This window comes from Lentzea atacamensis (assembly GCF_003269295.1).
GTDB classification, from domain to species: domain Bacteria; phylum Actinomycetota; class Actinomycetes; order Mycobacteriales; family Pseudonocardiaceae; genus Lentzea; species Lentzea atacamensis.
Map to the genome: position 1 here is coordinate 1,388,551 of NZ_QLTT01000001.1, position 19,085 is coordinate 1,407,635.

Here is a 19,085-nt window from a genome sequence, read left to right on the forward strand (position 1 = left end):
GGAGCGCGCGTGGATGGTCTCAAGTCCCTGCTGAACCGGCGGATCGCCGTGCTCGACGGCGCCTGGGCCACGATGTTCCAGCAGGCGAAGCTCTCCCCCGCCGACTACCGCGGAACCGAGTTCGGCGAGCACCACATGGACGTCACCGGCGACCCGGACCTGCTCAACCTCACCCGCCCGGACGTGGTGCTCGACGTGCACCGGCAGTACCTCGCGGCGGGCGCGGACATCACGACCACCAACACGTTCACGGCGACGTCGATCGGCCAGGCCGACTACGGCCTGCAGGACCGCGTCCGCGACATGAACATCGCCGGCGCCCGGCTCGCCCGCCAGGCAGCCAACGAGTTCGGCGGGAGGTACGTGGCCGGCTCGGTCGGACCGCTCAACGTCACCCTCAGCCTGTCGCCCAAGGTCGACGACCCCGCGTTCCGCACGGTCACGTTCGACCAGGTCAAGGACTCCTACGCCGAGCAGATCGCCGCGCTGCACGCCGGCGGCGTCGACCTGCTGCTCATCGAGACGATCTTCGACACGCTCAACGCCAAGGCCGCCATCACCGCCGCCCGCGAGGTCGCCCCCGACCTGCCGCTGTGGATCTCCGTGACGATCGTCGACCTGTCCGGCCGCACGCTGTCCGGCCAGACCGTCGAGGCGTTCTGGAACTCGGTCGAGCACGCGAAGCCGCTCGTCGTCGGCGTGAACTGCTCGCTGGGAGCCGAGGAGATGCGCCCGCACGTCACCGAACTCGCGCGGCTCGCGGACACCTACGTCGCCTGTCACCCCAACGCCGGTCTGCCCAACGCGTTCGGCGGCTACGACCAGACGCCGGACGAGACCGCCGCGCTGCTGCGGGACTTCTCCGGCAAGGGCATCGTCAACATCGTCGGCGGCTGCTGCGGCACCACCCCCGCGCACATCAGGGCCATCGCGGAGGCGGTCAGGTCCGAGCAGCCGCGTGAAGTCGTGGAACCCCGCAACACCAGCAGGTTCAGCGGCCTGGAGACGTTCGAGATCGGTCCGGACACCGGCTTCGTGATGATCGGTGAGCGCACCAACGTCACGGGTTCGGCGAAGTTCCGCAGGCTCATCGAGGCCGACGACCACCAGGCGGCGCTCGCGGTGGCGCTGGAGCAGGTGCGCGGCGGCGCGAACCTGCTGGACGTCAACATGGACGCCGACCTGCTCGACGGCGAGCAGGCCATGACGACGTTCCTGAACCTGATCGCGACCGAGCCCGAGATCGCCCGCATCCCGGTGATGATCGACAGCTCCCGCTGGGGCGTGCTGCGGGCCGGCCTCAAGTGCGTGCAGGGCAAGGGCGTCGTCAACTCGATCAGCCTCAAGGAGGGCGAGGGCCCGTTCCTGGAGCAGGCGCGCACGATCCGCGACTACGGCGCCGGCGTCGTCGTGATGGCGTTCGACGAGCAGGGCCAGGCCGACACGACCGAGCGCAAGGTCGAGATCTGCGGCCGCGCCTACGACCTGCTGACGCAGCAAGCCGGATTCCCCGCCGAGGACATCATCTTCGACCCGAACGTGCTCGCGGTCGCCACCGGCATCGAGGAGCACAACGGCTACGCCAAGGCGTTCATCGACGCGTTGCCGCTGATCAAGCAGCGCTGTCCGGGTGCGCGCACCAGCGGCGGCATCTCGAACCTGTCCTTCTCGTTCCGCGGCAACGACGTCGTCCGCGAGGCGATGCACTCGGCGTTCCTGTTCCACGCCGTCAAGGCGGGCCTCGACATGGGCATCGTCAACGCCGGCCAGCTCGTGGTCTACCAGGACATCCAGGCCGAGCTGCTGGAACTGGTCGAGGACGTCATCTTCGACCGCCGCGAGGACGCCACCGACCGGCTCGTCGCACACGCCGAGACGGTCAAGGGCCCCGGCCAGAAGCGCGTCGTGGACCTGTCGTGGCGCGAGGCTCCGGTCGCCAAGCGGCTGGAGCACGCGATCCTGCACGGCGTCGTCGACTTCATCGAAGAGGACACCGAGGAGGCCCGTCAGGCGCTGCCGCGTCCGCTGGACGTGATCGAGGGTCCGCTGATGGACGGCATGAAGGTCGTCGGCGACCTGTTCGGCGCCGGCAAGATGTTCCTGCCCCAGGTGGTGAAGAGCGCCCGCGTCATGAAGCGCGCGGTCGCGTACCTGGAGCCGTTCATGGACGCGGAGCCCAAGGCAACGGCCGGCGGCAACGGCAAAGTCGTGCTCGCCACGGTCAAGGGCGACGTGCACGACATCGGCAAGAACATCGTCGGCGTCGTCCTGGGCTGCAACAACTACGAGGTGATCGACCTCGGCGTGATGGTTCCGGCCGCGCGGATCCTCGACACCGCGATCCGCGAGCACGCCGACGTCATCGGGCTGTCCGGGCTCATCACACCGTCGCTGGACGAGATGGTCTCGGTCGCGGAGGAGATGCAGCGGCGCGGCATGAAACTGCCGCTGCTGATCGGCGGCGCCACCACGTCCCGCCAGCACACCGCCGTGAAGATCGCCCCGGTCTACGACGAGCCGGTCGTCCACGTGCTCGACGCGTCCCGGGTCGTCGGCGTCGTGTCCGACCTGCTGGACGACCGGCGCGGCCACGAGCTGAACATCGCGAACCGGGCAGAGCAGGCACGGCTGCGCCACCAGCACGAGAACCGCAAGCAGTTGCCGTTGCTGAGCCTGGAAGCCGCGCGCGCAAACGCGGAAAAGGTCGATTTCAGCGAATTGCCGACGCCCGCGTTCACCGGTACCCGCACGATGACTCCGGCACTGGCGGAACTGCGCGAGTTCATCGACTGGACGTTCCTGTTCCTCGCCTGGGAGCTCAAAGGCAAGTTCCCCGCGATCCTCGACCAGCCGGTGGCGCGCGAACTCTACGACGACGCCACCGCGTTGCTGGACGAAATCATCGCAAAGGACCTGTTCGAGGCAAAGGGCGTCTACGGCTTCTGGCCCGCGCATTCCGCCGGTGACGACATCCAGCTCGACAACGGTGTGCTCATCCCGATGCTGCGCCAGCAGACGCAAAAGCAGGTCTCGCGCCCGAACCGCTCGCTGTCCGACTACGTGGCACCGGAAGGCGACCACATCGGCGGCTTCGCGGTGACGATCCTCGGCGCGGAGAAACTGGCCGCCGAGTACGAGGCCAGGCACGACGACTACCGCGCCATCATGGTGAAGGCGCTGGCAGACAGGCTCGCCGAGGCGTTCGCCGAATGGATTCACCTGCGGGCCCGCCGCGACTGGTTCGAGCCGGACGCCGAGCCGGTGGTGGCGGACCTGCACGCCGAACGGTTCCGCGGCATCCGGCCCGCGCTCGGCTACCCGGCCTGCCCGGACCACACGGTGAAGCGGGAACTGTTCGATCTGCTGGGCGCGGAGGAAATCGGGGTCGGCCTGACGGAGTCGTTCGCGATGAACCCGGCAGCGAGTGTGAGCGGGCTCATCTTCCAGCACCCGGACGCGAAGTACTTCACCGTCGGACGCCTCGGCCGCGACCAGGTCGAGGACTACGCGCGCCGGTACGGCAAGCCGCTGGCCGAAGTGGAGCAGTGGCTGCGGCCGAACCTCGGTTACGAACCTTCCTGATGTTCCCGTAACGTGAAAGCGCTTCCCGTTATTGGCAGGCGTCATCCCGATTTGGCACCGAGCGATGTAGCATCGGCCGCTCTGGAGAGATCACTCACCCGTCTTCTCGAGCGAGCCCGAGGTCATCCATGCGAGCTGCGGCGCTGGCGCTGAGTCTGGTGCTGTTATCCGGGTGCGGTGGCGCCGCGAAGTCCGACGCGCTGCCGCACGTGGGATTCGTCGTCAAGAGGACCGGTGGTTCCTTCGCCCAGGAGATGACCAGCGGGTTTCACGAGGGTGTCGGCCGCATCGGCGGTGTCAGCGCCACCGTGACCGGGCCGCCCGGCCAGGACGGGCACAAGGAAGTCGAGTTGTTCGCCGATTTGACGCTCGCCGCGAAAGGCGGAATCGCGGTCGCCACGTCCGAACCCGCGCTGATGGCGCCCGCCATCGGGGACGCGCTCGGCCAGCACGTCGCCGTGGTCGGCGTGGACATGCGACTCACCGCGAGTTCCGGCGTGAAACTGCACATCGGTAACGACAACTACGAACTCGGCGAAAAGCTGGCTGACGAGTTGATGCGCCGATTGCCCCCGGACGCGACCGGAACAGTGGTGCTGGGAAACACCTCGCCGGGACTCGCCGGGTTCGACGACCGGGCAGAAGGCATTCGGGGGCGATTTGCCGAGAAGCTACCGGGAGTATTGGTGCTGGGGCCGTTCGACACGCAACGTGACGATGAAGCGAATCGTGACGCGTGGCGCCGGCTCGTGGCCGCGAACCCGGACGCACTGGCGTTCGTTGGGACCGGTGACTGCGACGGGGTGAACCTCGCAGCGATCAAGACCGAGAAGTCGGCGAGGTGGCTGGTGGGCGGTTTCGGGGTCGACCCGAGAACGTTGCAGGCGGTGCGGGACGGGGCCATGGTGGCGACGATCTCGCCTGAGCACTACCTCAAGGGCGCTGTGGCGGGCTGGCTGCTCGCGCGGCACGCGACAGGTGCTGAGCGGTTACCCGAGGGCTGGGTCGAGACACCGGGGCTGACGGTGACCACCGCGAACCTCGAGCAGATCCTGCACCGGCAGGAGTCGGAGAAGGCGCGCAGGGCGTTCTTCCAGCCGCAGATCGACACCTTCGTCGAGGACCCGGCGAGCTGGGTGCGACCGTTGGAGCAGGCACGGTGAGGCTTTGGGAGGGCCGCGCCACCGCACGGGTGGCGACGGCAGGGCTGACGACCGGGCTGCTGGCCCTGGCGGGACTGGCGCTGTGGAGCAGCGTCAGCGCGCAGGCGACCACCGCACACGTGCGGCAGCTCAACGACTCCAGCGAGCGGTGGAGCCGCGTGCTGGAGCACATCGACATCGCCGACAACGCGTTGCGGGACCTGCAGGTCGCCCGCACACCGCAGACCGTCGAGCCGTTGCAGAACTCGGTCGGCTCCGCACGTGGTGAGCTGGAGTGGCTGCGCACTCAGGGCCAGCCCGACGACATCGCGGAAGCCACCAAGCTGCTGCCGCTGTACGACCAGACCTCGGACATGCTGCGCAAGGTGATCGCGGGCCAGGACCCGCTGCAGGCCGACCAGGCGAACCTCGCGCACTCGTCGTTGCGCCGCCAGATCTCCTCGACGATCGGCGACAAGCGCCTCGACACCACCGAGTACCTGCGGACCGCCGACGAGAAGAACTCGAGGCTGCGGGTCGCCCAGATCATCGCGTTCGTGCTGGACGCGTTCCTCGTGGCGCTGTTCGGCATGGTGCTGCTCGGCCATCGCCGCAAGATCCTGCGCCAGGCCGCCAAGAACGAGCACGAGGCCCACCACGACGCCCTGACCGGGCTGGCCAACCGGACGCTGCTCGCGCGCCGGATGGAACAGGCCGTCACCAAGGCGTGCAAGAAGAACGAGCCGCTTGCCCTGCTCATCGTGGACCTCGACCGGTTCAAGGAGGTCAACGACTCGCTCGGGCACCACTCCGGTGACCTGCTGCTGCGTCAGGTGGCCAACCGCCTGTCGTGGGCGGTGCGGGACACGGACCTGGTGGCGCGGCTGGGCGGCGACGAGTTCGCCGTGCTGCTGCCCGGCGTCGGCTCGGCGGACAACGCCCGCATGGTCGCGGACAAGATCCTCTCCGCGCTGGCCATGCCGGTCACGCTGGAGGGCCTGGAGCTGGAGATCGCGGGCAGCGTCGGTGTCGCCATGTGTCCCGTGGACTCGATGGACGGCCACGAGCTGTTGCGGCACGCGGACATCGCGATGTACGCGGCCAAGCGCGACAAGTCCGGTGTGGCCGTCTACGACGCACGCCTGCACGAGCGGGGCGCGTCCCAGCTCACCGCCGTCACGGAACTGCGCCACGCGATCGACCGCGGCGAGCTGTTCCTGCACTACCAGCCCAAGGCCCTGGCCGACACGGGCGCGGTGTGCGGCGTCGAGGCGCTGGCCCGCTGGCAGCACCCGACGCGCGGCCTCGTGCGCCCCGACGAGTTCATCCCGGTCGCCGAGGAGAACGGCCTCATCGAGCCGTTGACCCGCTACGTGATCGACGCCGCGCTACGCCAGTGCCGTGCCTGGCAGGACGCGGGCTGGGAGGTCCCGGTCTCGGTCAACGTGGGCGCGGCGTGCCTGCTGCACGCCGAGTTCCCCGGTGACGTCGCCGACCTGATCAAGCGCCACGGCCTGCCCGCTCGCCTGCTGACGCTGGAGATCACCGAGTCGGCGATCATCTCCGACCCGGACCGCGCGGTGGAGGTGCTGCGGGGCCTGACCGAGCTCGGGGTGCGGCTGTCCATCGACGACTTCGGCACCGGCTACTCGTCGATCTCCTACCTGCGCAGCATGCGCGTGCACGAGATGAAGCTCGACCGTTCGTTCGTCACGCACATGTGCACCGACGCTGGTGACAGCGCTATCGTGCACGCGCTGGTGGCTCTGGCCCGGAACTTCGGTCTGCAGGCCGTTGCCGAGGGTGTCGAGGACCAGGACACCTGGACGGCTTTGGCCGAGGCCGGCTGCGACGTCGTCCAGGGGTACTTCCTCAGCGAGCCGTTGCCCGCCGAGGAAGTCGTTTCCTGGCTGGGAGATCGGGCGGCGGCTCACGCGTAGTGCGGTGAGCACTAACCTTTGCCGCGTCTTTCGCCCCTCAGACGGGTGCATCGCGGTGCTGAGCGGTGAAAGACGCGGTGAAGATCGTGGTCACCGCACGTAGGGTTCAGTGCCCCGCCACTGGTTGATGAACGGCTTCATGAACTCGACCATGGCGGGCAACTGGTCCGCGCACGACAGGTAGGCCATCACCCGGATCGCGCCGACCGCGTTGACGAACCTGAGGACGTCCTTGTCGAGCGGCCTCAGGCCGTTCTTCGCGGCACCGCGGTTGTAGGCGGCTTCGAGCTCGGGGCCGAGGCCGCCCAGGTCCCACTCGACCGGGCCCTTGGTGACGAGCTCGAAGTCGGAGAACAACGGCCCGTTCGTGCTCGCGAAGATGTTCGCCGGCGGCGAGTCGCCGTGGAAGGGCTGCAGGTCGATGCCCGGAAATGCCTTCTGGAACTCGGTTTCGTCGCTGACGAGCGGTTCCAGCACCTGCCACTCCTGCTTGGCCCGCTGGAGATCCGCGGGGTCGACGACGTCCGGCTGGCTCTCGAGCCGGTCGAGGCCTTCCCGGACGAACCGCGGTTCGGCGGAGGACAGGAAGTCCAGCTCGCCGGGGTAGTCCCGCAGCGCCTTGTGCAGGTCGGCGGCGAGCTCGGAGTTCCTGACGTAGTCGGGTTCGCTGCTCTTGTCCTCGTCGGTGAACGGCCAGAACGTGATCGAGAAACCGTCCCGCTGCACGGGCTTGCGCGGCACGAGCGGGCTCGGCGCGATCACCGGTGTGCCCTGGTCGTGCAGCCACTGCGCGACATCCAGTTCCTGCTGCTGGCGCCTGGCAAGGTCTTCGAGGGTCGTCGTGTGCGGCAGGACCGTCGGGATGCGGGCCACCACCGGCGACGGCGCGAGGTGGACGACGACGGAGAACAGCTCGTAGAGCACCTTGCCCTCGGTGATCTCCAGGCCGAGCTCGCGACCTGCTGCCACAGCGGCTTCCTTGGCCGCGTTGCTGCGCTTGGCGATGTCTTCCGGGGTCGCGAAGTCTGTCATGGCACGATCGTGTCACGACCCCGCGGACGGATGCAGATCATTTGTCGAGGGCCTGCGGGAGCCGCCGCTCAGGTGGGGCTGCAGGTCAGTCTCGGTGCCGCCGCCGGACCGGTGGCCGCGAACCCGAAGGTGGTGCTGCCACCCGCGCCGATCGAGCCGTTCCACCCGGCATCCGCGGCGACCACGCCGGTACCGTTCTGCTTCAGGGCGGTGTTCCACGAGTTGGTGACCTGCTGGCCGGCCGGCCACGTCCAGCTGACCCGCCACCCGGCAATCGCGGTGCTGCGGTTGTTGGTCACCGTCACCGTCGCGACGTGTCCAGTGCCCCACTCGCCGTTGGTCTGCAGGCTCGCCGTGCACCCGGCCGGCGGCAGGACCAGCAGCGTGATCGAGTTCGCCGGATACGTCGCCTCGACACGGCCGTTGGTCACCTGGAGATCGCTGCCGCGCACGATCGCACCCAGGTTAGCCGGACCGTAGGTGAACCGCTGCGCCGCACCGGTGCTGTCGAACCCGGCCACCGACAGCGGTGAAGTCAGGTCGTCGCCGGTCTTGTTGACGACCATGACGGTCAGGGCGTTGTCGGACGAGCGCTGCGCCGCGTACACCGCCAGCTTGCCCTGGTCGCCGGAGTTCGCCGACACGCTGGTGTCACCGAACCGGCTGCCCGCGCCGTCGTAGTTGCGGTACATCCGGAACGCGTACGCACCCGGATCGGTCGGCTTGGGCTCGCCCCACATCGTGGCGAGGTCGAGGCCTTCACGTCCGAAGATGCCGAGAACGTCGGCCTGCGCCAGCGCGCCGTTGATGTCGTCCAGCGCGCCCCAGTTGTACTCGGTGATGGCGGTCTTGGTGCCGGGGTAGTACTGGTTGATCCACGACTTCATCGTGCGGATGAACTGCAGCGGCGGCGCGTTGACCCCGCCGGGGCCGATCCAGGACTCCTCGACGTACGTGGGGTCCCACAGCGACCGGGTGGACCGCAGCCGCCACGCGTTGGCCTCCGGGTCCTTGCCGCCGCTGATCTGCGGGTAGAAGTGCTGGTCGAAGTAGTCGAGGTAGCGCGTACCACCATGGGCGTCGCTGTAGTCCTTCATGTTCTTCAGGTACCACTGGGAGAGGTTGAGCCCGCCGTGCGCGGCCGAGTCGGCACCCGGCCCGCAACCGTCCACTCCGGACGCGACCCACTCGCAGTAGCCCCAGCCGGACGGGCCGAGGACCGCCGCGCTGGGATCGGCGGCCTTGATCGCGGCGGCGGTCGCCGTGCCCTTGCCGCCCAGTTCGTCGTACGAGACCAGCTCGGGGTGCACGTCACGATGCGTGTGGGCCCACAGCACCGGCTCGTTGTCGAGCTCGTAGATCGGCACGCCACCCTGCGCCGCCGTGCCGAACCTGTCGACGAGGTGAGACACCATCTCGCCGGCGAACGCCGCGTCCGCCCGGATCGAGGTGTCGGTGGGCACGCCGGTGAGGTTCTGCCCGTTCAGCTGGCCGTTGCCGCAGTTGGGGTCCCACTCGTCGAACCTGTCCTGCTGCGGGAACCGGGTCGCCGGGAACCCGCAGGCGAACGGGTGGGACGACGGCGAGTCCTTGGCCACCCAGCCGATCATGGGCACGGTGACGACCGGCTTGATGCCGCGGTCGAGGTTGGACCCGACCATTCCCTCGAGGGAGCGCGCCTCGTCGGCGACGATGTTCTCGAAGAACCAGTCACTGCCGGTGTTGTAGGTGCGGTTCTTGAAGTTGTAGCGGCTGGACGTGTTGCCACCCCAGCGCGCCACCGTCTGGCCGATCTCGGCGTTGAACGCCGGATCGCCGCCGTTCAGACCGTAGATGCCGGGGCTGATCGCGTGCCGCGCGGCGGACACGTCCACCGACAGCTCCGGCCCGGTCGCCGCCGCCGCCGCGGTCGTGGCTGCGTGGACCGTGAACGTCGCTGCGACAAGAGACGCCACGAGACTCGTGGCCGTGACCGCTCGCACCTTCTGCCATCGACGAATACCGGCCACAGACGCCCCCGACCCAGTGCGCGGATATTTGCCCACAGGACGCTCGCGGGAAGTGCGGAATGCGTCAAGCACTGGTAGTCGAATCGATGGCGTTCGAGTCGAAAAACGAGATTCACCACGGTGAAAATGACACGTTTTTCGTCGTGGCCAAGAATTTCCGCTCTCTGCGCCCAGCGCTCCGACCCGGAACCGCCGAGTCACGCGCTGCTTCCGGCACGGCTCAGGACGGGCGCAGCCGGTCGAGGTGGTGTGCCAGCAACCGCCGCACGAGCGTCTGCGGCATGTGTTCCGGCACGGTCACCGCGTGCAGGGCGATGCCGTCGAACAACGCCTGCAGCAGGCTGGTTTCGAGATCGAGGTCGGCGTCCGGGGCGATCTGCCCGGCGCCGGCCATTCCTTCGAGCAGCTCGCGGCACAGGCTGGTCACCTGGACGTGGGCTGCCGAGTTGAGCTCGCGGGCTTGAGCGTCGATCCGCACGAGAGAGAGGAACGCCACCCAGATCTCGGTGGCGACCCGTGAGTCCGCGTCCATCGGAAGCAGGCGTTCCAGCTGGGTCAGCGCCCGCTCGCGGGGGTCGGTAGGCGTGTCGGGAACGGCCAGGCGCAGCTCGGCGGCCTCCGAGATCGCCTTGAGCGCGAACAGCAACAGCTCCGCCTGGGTGGAGAAGTAGTACTGGACCGAGCTCGGTGACCAACCCGCCTCCCGTGCCACAGCACGGACGGACGCGCCTTGGACGCCTCGCTCGCGGATGACCGCCCACACCGCGCGGACCAGCTCCCACCGGCGTTGCTCATGATCGACGATCTTCGGCACGTCCACCTCCTCACCCGGTAGTTCTACTCCAGAGCTTGGTTTCTGTACAGTTGACCGAAATAAGACCGAGGGGGAACTGATGGTCAACACCCAGTCGCAGAGACCGCTGAAGGAGCCGTCCCGGATCGCAGCCATCGCACGGGCCGTGGCGGGTGCTTGCGTCATGGCGGTGGCGCTCGGCACCGCGGGCGCGGTCGCCACCCGCACCGGGCTGAGCGGCACTCCGCGCCAGGCGCTGGCCGCCGTGATCTGTCTCGCGCTCGCCGTGTCGCTGATCGTGTTGCTGCGCAAGCGGATCGACCGCCGGCCGCTGTCCGGTCTCGGGCTCACCGGCGGTGCGGCGGGCCTGCGCGCGTTCGGGCTCGGCCTGCTGGTCACGGGCGGCGCGGCGGCGGTCGTGTTCGGCGCGGGCACGGCGGCAGGCTGGCTGTCCTGGGGGACGCTCGACCTGCCGAAGCTGGTGAGTTTTCTGGTCGTCAACGCGCTGATCGCCTTCGCACTGGAGGCGTTCCCGGAGGAGCTCGTCTTCCGCGGGTACGTCTACACCACGCTCGACGACGCGCTGCGCAGGTGGACGGCGTTCCTCACCACCGTGCTGCTGTTCACCTTCGCCGGCGCGGCCTCGTCCGTCGTGCACGCCGCAGTGGGCACCCTGCTGGGCGAGAACGTGCCGGCGCCCGGCTTCGCCCCGGCCGGCGAGGACCCGGTCGCGTACGCGGTGCTGTACCCCGTCTTCGGCGCGGCTCTGCTGGTCGCCAGGATCACCACCGGTTCACTCTGGGCGTCCATCGCCCTGCATCTGACCTACCTGACCGTCATCCGCGTCACGATCGACGGCGCGTCCCGCGACGCCGGTTGGTCGGCCACCCCGGCCGGGCCGGACACCCTGTGCTCGTGCCGGTGTTCCTGCTGGTCGCCATGGCGGCGTTCCTGGCGATCTCACGACTGCGCAGGTAGGTCAGTGGTCGCAGCAGACGTGCTCGGCCCACTCCGGTTCGTGCCACCACGGCTTGTGTTGCGCTGACGGCAACGGTTCCAGAGTGTCCGTTGTGGACATGGACTGGGCCTGTTGGTACGGCTTCAGCAGATCCGCGATCTCGTGCACCCGGCCGCCGACCATGACCTGCCTGACGTTCGCCGCCGCCTTGATGTCGGCGAGCGGGTTGCCCTCGACGAACGAGATGTCCGCGGGCGCGCCCGGCTTGATCGCGCCGAGCGGCAGGCCGAGCCAGCGGGCCGGGTTGCGGGTGGCGGTGACGAGGGCTTCGCGTGGGGTGAAGCCGTACTTCACCATCGCGCGCAGGTTCATGTGGGTGGCGGTGGCCGGGGCGTCGAGCGGTGCGTCCGTGCCGCAGATGACCAGGCCGCCGCCGCGGTGCACGGCGAGCGCGAACTCGACCCAGTTCCGCAGGATGTGGGCAGAGGAGGCCGCGCCGCCGCTGTTGGCGTCGGCGAGGTAGCGCTCGTACTCCCACGGCGGGAAGAGGACGCGGGTGCGTTCGTCGGTGGCCAGCGACTTGTCCTCGGCGAACAGCGCGCGGTTGTGGAAGAGCGTTGGTGTCATGGACATGCCGGAGCTGGTGAAGAGCGACACCACGTCCTGGTAGGCCTTGCCCTGCCGCGTCACGGTGTGGGAGTAGCCGAGGCGGTTGGTGGCGCCGACGTGTTCCATGCCGTCCATGCCGAGGTTGGCGGCCGGGTAGAGGTAGTGCGAGGACAGCGGGACCTTCGAGCGCTGGACGGCGGCGCGTTGCAGTTCGACGGGCAGGCGGACGTAGGTCTTGATCATGTCGTAGCCGAGCTCGTGCGCGCGGCGCAGCTCCAGGTCGAGCTGGGCCTTGCTGAGCGTCGGGCGCATGAAGTTGTAGTAGACGCGGGAGCCGTCGATGGCCTCGCCGGTGGCGTAGAAGCGTGGCCCGGTCAGGGTTCCCGCCGCCAGGGCTTCGCGGGTTTCCACCATCTGGTAGACCGGGTCACCGGGTGAACGGACTGTCGTGATGCCGTACGCCAGCCACACGTTGCCCTGCCGCGCGCCCCACTGGCGGCCGCGGAGGTGCCAGTGGTTGTGGGCGTCGATCAGGCCGGGGATGGCGGTCAGCCCCGAGGCGTCGACGTCCGCGCGGCCATGGTGCGGGCGGACTTCCTTGACACAGCCGTTTTCCACGACGATGTCGACGTTCTGGCGGAGGTCCTGCGCTTCACCGTCCCAATAGGCGCCGACGCGGACGACCTTGCGCTCGGGGGCCCCGGGCTTCCTCCAGTCGAGGTTCACGCGGATCGTGGAGGCTTTGCCGTCCAGAGTGGACTTCCGGAGCCTGCCGTTGTTGAGATACACCAGGGCGTCGTTGCCGTGCCACGCGAGCGAGTCGGTGACCTCACGGGTGACTTGCCGCGGTTCGCCGAGGAAGTTCCCCTTGGCGTCGACGGGAACGACCCAGGCGACGCTTTCCACGACGAACGCGATGTGCTTGCCGTCCGGGGACCAGACGGGACCGTCGTCGCCGCGCGTGGCGATGGAGCGGAACGGCATGGGCTCGGTGTACTTGAGCTCGCCGCTCGCCAGGTCGACGCTCAGGATTTGGCTGGTTCCCTCGCGAAACCTGCGGGAGAACGGCTTCACCGCGGCCAGTGCGACGACCGTGCCGTCCGCGGACCACGTCGGCCTGCCCGGCTGGAAGAGCGTGGACGTGATCTGGCGGCGGCCGGCGGCGTCGGCGATCCAGACCTGGCCGTCGTGGTCCACGTAGGCGACCTTGGTGCCGTCCGGGGAGAAGCGCGGGGTGGTCTGGGCACCCGGTGCTGGTGCGAAGAGCTTGTCCTCGCCGGTCTTCAGGTCGCGGACCCAGAGCTGCGCGGCGCCGGTGCGGTCGCTGGCGTAGACGAGCTTCGTGCCGTCCGGGGAGAAGTCCGGGTCGGAGTCGAAGTACCTGCCGTCGGTCAGCTTCGTGGTCCTGCCGTTGCTGAGGAGGTAGAGCGCGTTGAGGGCCCGGAACGCGATCTTCCCGTCGCTGGAGACCACCGGCCCCGCGATGCCCTTGACCGGCCCGCCGCGGAGGTTTCTCGTGCGGTGCCGCTCGACCTTCCGCACCGGCACGGTGGCCTCGAACGGGATGTCTGTGACGGAACCGTTGGCGTACCAGCGAATCTTGCCGTCCGCGGTGTAGAGGACGCGGTCGCCGTCCCACACGGGTGCGAACCCGAAGACGTCCTGCCCGGTGACGACAGCGCTGGTGCCCAGCATCAGCTCGGCCTGACCGGGCCGCATCAGCGTGTAGCTGGGCTGGTCACCGGGACCGAACGCGGCCCCGAACAGCTGCATTCCCGTGGGCGCCGTGACGAGCCGTTCCCGCTTGCCGTCCAACGAAACCACGTCGACCGTGGTGTTGCCGGAGATGAAGATGATCCGCCGGCCGTCCCTGGACCACTGCGGCGCCGCGGCCTCGTCCGGCGCACCCGTCAGTTGCGTGATGGCTCCGGAAGCAACGTCCAGGACGTGGACGCCGTAGCTGCCGGCGCGGTCGCCGACGAACGCGATCTTCTTGCCGTCCGGCGAGAACGCGGGTTCGCGGTGGTCGTACCTGCCCCGCGTGAGCTGCCTCAGCCCCTTGCCGTCGAGACCGATGACGTGGAGGTGGTAGTTGCCGTCTCGATAGGACTGGAACGCGATCTGGTTGCCGGGACCGAACGACGGCAGCGTGGCGTCCTGCAGCTCGTCGGTCAGCTTCCGCGCCGTGCCACCCGCGGCCGGCAGCACCCAGATCGCCGTGACGAGGTCGATCGCCAGCCACTTGCCGTCGGCGGAACGGGAAACCGAGATGTTGGTGCCCTGCGTCAGCTTCACGCCCGGATCGGCCTGCGCCGTACCGATCGTGAGCGTGGACGCGGCGGTGGCGACCGCGGCGGCCTGGCCGGTGCGGGTCAGCAGTTCACGGCGCGACAGTTCCATGGCGGCACTCCCCCGAGAGTCGATCCCCTAGGAGATCCACCCTGCCACCGGGCAGGCCGCACACATCGGCCATTCGGTCTAGCCCTCGAGGTTTTCCTTCAGACGCCGGAGATCCGCGGCGATGCTGCGCCGCACCTGCCACCGCATCAACGGTTCTGCCACCGCGAAGAACCCACCGGGCGACCCGGTCGCCCCGATCGCGACGTTCGTCCCCTCCGGCACGTCCGCCAGCTCGTACCGCACGATCATCGGGAACGGCTTGTCGACCTTCATCTCCACGAGCCGGTCCGGTTCGTGCGCGGTCACCACGTAGCCGTAGTCGAATGTGCGGCCGAGGAACTTCGCGGTGCGTACGACGGTCGCACCCTCGGCGAGCAGCCCCGGCTGCTCCGGCCTGCTCGCGGTGATCCCGCCCGTCCACGCGAGGTCGTTGGCGGGATCGAACATGTAGGCCGCGACCTCGGCCCGCGGCCTGCGCACGACGACAGTGGGCCGCACATCCACGCTCATGGCCGGAGGTTAGTCCCGTCGGAACGCTTCCGCAGGACGTCGGGGGCTCACCCGTGCCTGGCAGCGGGATGATGAGCCCTCACGTTCACCGCGGCCAGTTCGACGGTCTCGGTGATCCGCCGCTGCCGGGTCTCCGGCCTGCGCGCCTGCGCGACCCATTCCAGGATGAGCCTCCGCGAGGACGGCGGGAACGCGTCGAAGTTCTCGCGCGCCACGGGGTTGCCCGCGAAGGCCGCGTCGAGGTCGCCGGGGGCCTGGATCTCCCACGTGCCCGTGGCCCTGGCGTGGTCGACCAGCGCCTGGCCGCGCGGTGTCATCAGGCCCGCCGCGATCATCCGCGCGGCGCGCTCGCGGTTCACGGCGCTCCAGCCGCTGCCGGACCGGCGAGGGCTGAACCTGAGCGCGGAGCTGGCGTGGTCGTGTTTGCGGTGGTGGCTGTCGATCCAGCCGAAGCACAGCGCGTGCTCGATCGCTTCCGCGTAGCGGATCGTGCGCACGGGGCTGTCCTTGTGGTGGATGAGCAGCCACACCTCCTTCTCACTGCCGGAGTGCTGGGCGAGCCAGGAACGCCAGTCGTCGGCGGTGGCGGCGAGGAACGTGTTCATGAATCCAGGATCACGCCCAAAGTGCTCACCGAATGAGCACTTTTCCGCCTGTCTTTCAGAGGACGAGCGCGCCCTCGATGCGAGCCACCATCGCGTCCTCCGCGTCCACCACGACGCCGTCGGCCTCGGCGACCTCACGGCAGATCGCCAGCACCGAGCGCGGGAACGACACGGCGTCCTCCGGCGAACGGGCGGCGAGGATCTTCATCGAGCGGCGCAGAGCCTCCAGGACGACCGGCTCGATCTCCTCGTCGGTACCGGCGGGCACGGACGGGCGGGCGGCACCCATGACACCGCGCAGGTCGGGCGACAGGTTCTGGAGCGCGCGCAGGCCGGCGAACCGCTCCTCCAGCACGGGGCCGGGGTCGGCGTGGGAGACCAGCAGCATCGCGCCGTACACGGCGGTGCGCAGCGTCCGGCTCTCCTCGTCGGTGTAAAAGATCATGGGCCCTACTCCGCGTCGGCTTGTCGGTGAACGGTTGTGGCCGTTCCGGCACTTGTCCCGGAACGACGGCCGCCGGAAGCGTGACCTGCATGAAAACGTTTCGCAGGTCTGTGCTGGCGACGGCCGTGGTCTTGATATCAGGACTCGCGGTCGCCCCGGCGGTTGCCTCTCCAACGCAAACTGGGACCGTCCTCATCACCGGCGACCGGGTGAACGTCGTCACACGACCCGGCAAGCCACCGAACGTCGTCATCAAGCCCGCACCCGGACGCGAGCGGATCCCGTTCCTCAAGACCGTCGACGACGGGCGGGTGTCGGTCATCCCGTTCGACGCTCAGCAGCTCGTCATCAACGGCGTGCTGGACATGCGGCTGTTCGACGTCACCAAACCGACGAGCAAGGTCATCATCCGCCACACCGACGAACGGCTCACGGCCACAAAACTCACCGAGGACCTGTGGCGCCGGCTCAACCCGCACGCGCCGAACCAGGCCCAGGCACTGCCGGGCATCGCGAAGATCTCCCCCGACCGGATCCTCAAGCCGCTCGACCGCGACAGCGTGCGGCAGATCAAGGCACAGAAGGCCTGGCAACGCGGCCACACCGCGAAGGGCGTGAAGGTCGCCGTCCTCGACACCGGCGTCGACCAGAACCACCCCGATCTCAAAGGCCGCATCAAGGCCACCAAGGACTTCACCGAGCAGGACGACGTCACCGACGAGCACGGCCACGGCACGCACGTCGCGGGCATCATCGCGGGCTCGGGGCCGGAGCCGGGCACGGCACCGGACGCGGACCTGTTGATCGGCAAGGTCTGCGGGCCGCACTTCTGCGAGGAGTCCGCGGTCATCGCGGGCCTGCAGTGGGCCGCGGAGCAGGGCGCGCGAGTGGTGAACCTCAGCCTGGGCGGTGACGCGACGGACGGCACCGACGAGCTGAGCCAGCTGCTGAACGCGTTGAGCGCCAAGCACAACATGCTCTTCGTTGCCGCGGCGGGCAACGAAGGGCGGGAACACTCGGTCGCCTCACCGGCGGCCGCGGACGCGGCACTGGCGGTCGCGAGCGTCACCGAGGACAACCAGCTCAGCTACTTCTCCAGCCGCGGCCCGCGCCCCGACGGAACCGTGAAGCCCGAGATCAGCGCACCCGGACACGCCATCGCGGCGGCACGAGCGCAGGGCACGAGCATGGGCTACCCGATCAGCGACCGGCACACCCTGGCCAGCGGCACGTCGATGGCCACCCCGCACGTCACGGGAGCGGCCGCGATCCTGGCCGGCCAGCACCCCGACTGGTCCCCCGCACGCCTCAAAGCCGCCCTCACGAACACGGCTGACCCGATCGGCGCCACCGTGTTCGAACAGGGCACCGGTGTCGTGAACCTCGACAGGGCGACGAAAACCCGGCTCACCGCCGAACCGGCGACGCTGAAGGACACCGGTACCGTCACCTATCGCAACGACGGCCACCAGCCGGTCAAGCTCACCCTGCACCTGCCCGCCGGCGTGGAAGCCGACCGCACCACCGTCGAGGTTCCGGCCAGTGGCACCGCGACCGCCACGTTCAAAGCCACGAAACCCGGCGTCATCATCGCGCGCGACAACAACAACGTCATCCGCACGGCGATCTCGAACCAGCAGAAAGCCGAGGCCACCGCTCAGATCAAGGTCCAGTCGCGGGACCGCGCCAACGCGCCGAACGGCACCGGCGGCTACGGCTTCCTGGTCGCAATGGCCAACCACACCAACAAGAAGCTCTACGCGGGCGGCATCGGCAACGGCCGTGCGCTCCAGGGTGAGATCCCGCAGGGCCGCTACACCGTCTTCGCCTGGGTCCCGAGCCCGGTCGACGGCCGACCGCCGTGGGAACCGTCGCAAACCCTCGTCAGCAAGGACGTCACGATCGGGCCGGACGGCGCCGAAGTCACCCTGGACGCCAGGCAGGGCCAGCGGGTCGAAGCCACCGTCAACGGCAAGAAGGGCACCGGTTACATCGGCACCAGCCTCGGCACACCGAACGGCTCCGCGTTCGCGAGCCAGGGCCACGAGGTCTACGTGGTGCCGGGCAGCGCGGACAGCATGATCTACACGGCCGTCCAGTTCGTCAGGAACGTCCCCGGCAGCACGACCTGCGGCGGCGAAGCCACCACGTGCGCGATCGCCGTCAGCGAGGAGAACGCGGTCACCGCCACGCTTCCCGGCGTCAGTGACGCGGACCTGGCCAGGTCCACGGCCACGATCGCGGGTCCGGAAGCCATCGGCGAGTGGATCACGTTCGCCGAACACCCGCTGTCCACGCCACCGCCCGGCGACAGCGCGGAGAACGTGCGGTTCCCCGGCAAGCACACGACGTACCACCACTCGACCGGCGACATCGAGTGGTGGGCGGGCCAGCTGCACGACCAGGCCGTCCGGCAGGCACAGACCTGGCGCGGGTACACGAACGGCCGCAGCTACGAGGAGAAGTGGGGTCACGGCGCACTCGGCCCGTCCGTCACGTCGACCCGGCATCACCGCAGCGGCAACGTGATCACCGCGAACCTCGCGCTGCTGTCCGACTCGACGCCCGGCCACTATGGCATCGCGGGCGACGCCGGCCTGGCAGGCACCACCGAGCTGCGCCGCGACGGCAAGCTCGTCGACGGCACCCCGCACCCGGACGGCGGCGTCTTCCAGGTGCCACCTGGCAAGGCCAGGTACCGGCTCGAAGCCACCACGGCCGAGGTGCACACCGCCTGGGAGTTCGAGTCGGAGGAGGGCACCGACCCGCTCCCCCTCACCTCGGTCCGGTTCGACGACCGCAACGGCGGCAACATTCCGTTCCGCCTGGACAAGACGACCACGGCCGGCCGCACCAGGAACCTCACCGTGGACGTGTCCTACGACGACGGGAAGACGTGGCAGCCCGGCCCGTACGTCCTGTTCGGCGACCGCGGAGTTCTGCTCAAAGTGAAACCCGGCCCGGTTTCCCTCAGAACACGTGTGACGGACGTCTACGGCAACTCGGGCGCACAAACCATCATCCGCGCGTTGACATAGATTGGAAATGACAACTCAGGAG

The 19,085-nt window shown here is 69.0% G+C and carries 12 protein-coding genes; 5 read left to right on the forward strand and 7 right to left on the reverse strand.

The genetic code is table 11. From position 1 onward, the window contains the following. The first annotated feature begins 9 nt into the window (after positions 1–9). From metH to C8D87_RS06625, 3 genes are all read left to right on the forward strand, one after another. Positions 10–3,582 (forward strand): methionine synthase, encoded by a 3,573-nt coding sequence (metH, locus tag C8D87_RS06615; protein WP_112225907.1) that lies wholly within the window; start codon positions 10–12, stop codon positions 3,580–3,582. A gap of 128 nt (positions 3,583–3,710) precedes the next feature. Next, positions 3,711–4,745 carry a sugar ABC transporter substrate-binding protein gene (locus tag C8D87_RS06620; RefSeq protein WP_109636228.1) on the forward strand — a complete coding sequence of 345 codons (1,035 nt, stop codon included), beginning with the start codon at positions 3,711–3,713 and terminating at the stop codon, positions 4,743–4,745. Then, positions 4,742–6,664, forward strand: coding sequence for a putative bifunctional diguanylate cyclase/phosphodiesterase (locus C8D87_RS06625; protein WP_146231511.1), 1,923 nt, complete (start codon positions 4,742–4,744; stop codon positions 6,662–6,664). The genes C8D87_RS06620 and C8D87_RS06625 overlap by 4 nt, the downstream gene beginning before the upstream one ends. Before the next feature lie 90 nt (positions 6,665–6,754). On the opposite strand, the gene C8D87_RS06630 is transcribed toward C8D87_RS06625, so the two are convergent. The 3 genes from C8D87_RS06630 to C8D87_RS06640 form a co-directional block, all read right to left on the reverse strand. Then, a complete protein-coding gene (locus C8D87_RS06630) occupies positions 6,755–7,696 on the reverse strand; it encodes a phosphotransferase (RefSeq protein ID WP_112225908.1) in 942 nt (313 codons plus the stop codon). A 68-nt stretch (positions 7,697–7,764) separates the two neighbouring features. Continuing rightward, positions 7,765–9,651 carry a glycoside hydrolase family 44 protein gene (locus C8D87_RS06635; RefSeq protein WP_112225909.1) on the reverse strand — a complete coding sequence of 629 codons (1,887 nt, stop codon included), beginning with the start codon at positions 9,649–9,651 and terminating at the stop codon, positions 7,765–7,767. 274 nt (positions 9,652–9,925) lie between these two features. Continuing rightward, positions 9,926–10,519 (reverse strand): TetR/AcrR family transcriptional regulator, encoded by a 594-nt coding sequence (locus C8D87_RS06640; protein WP_170154900.1) that lies wholly within the window; start codon positions 10,517–10,519, stop codon positions 9,926–9,928. 79 nt (positions 10,520–10,598) lie between these two features. On the opposite strand from C8D87_RS06640, the gene C8D87_RS06645 reads away from it, so the two are divergent. Further along, positions 10,599–11,543 carry a CPBP family intramembrane glutamic endopeptidase gene (locus C8D87_RS06645; RefSeq protein WP_109636217.1) on the forward strand — a complete coding sequence of 315 codons (945 nt, stop codon included), beginning with the start codon at positions 10,599–10,601 and terminating at the stop codon, positions 11,541–11,543. Here C8D87_RS06645 and C8D87_RS06650 read toward each other — a convergent pair. From C8D87_RS06650 to C8D87_RS06665, 4 genes are all read right to left on the reverse strand, one after another. Further along, a complete protein-coding gene (locus tag C8D87_RS06650) occupies positions 11,478–14,465 on the reverse strand; it encodes an amidohydrolase family protein (protein WP_112225911.1) in 2,988 nt (995 codons plus the stop codon). The genes C8D87_RS06645 and C8D87_RS06650 overlap by 66 nt on opposite strands. 78 nt (positions 14,466–14,543) lie before the next feature. Continuing rightward, positions 14,544–14,975: an SRPBCC family protein gene (locus tag C8D87_RS06655; protein ID WP_112225912.1), complete on the reverse strand. Its 432-nt coding sequence runs from the start codon at positions 14,973–14,975 to the stop codon at positions 14,544–14,546. 47 nt (positions 14,976–15,022) lie between these two features. Then, entirely contained in the window at positions 15,023–15,580 is a 558-nt protein-coding gene (locus tag C8D87_RS06660; RefSeq protein ID WP_109636210.1) for a YdeI/OmpD-associated family protein, read from the reverse strand. A 55-nt stretch (positions 15,581–15,635) separates the two neighbouring features. Beyond that, complete coding sequence (locus C8D87_RS06665) at positions 15,636–16,025, reverse strand: hypothetical protein (protein ID WP_112225913.1); 390 nt, start codon at positions 16,023–16,025, stop codon at positions 15,636–15,638. Between the two features lie 209 nt (positions 16,026–16,234). On the opposite strand from C8D87_RS06665, the gene C8D87_RS06670 reads away from it, so the two are divergent. Further along, positions 16,235–19,063 carry a S8 family serine peptidase gene (locus C8D87_RS06670; protein WP_170166330.1) on the forward strand — a complete coding sequence of 943 codons (2,829 nt, stop codon included), beginning with the start codon at positions 16,235–16,237 and terminating at the stop codon, positions 19,061–19,063. The last annotated feature ends 22 nt before the right edge of the window (positions 19,064–19,085 follow it).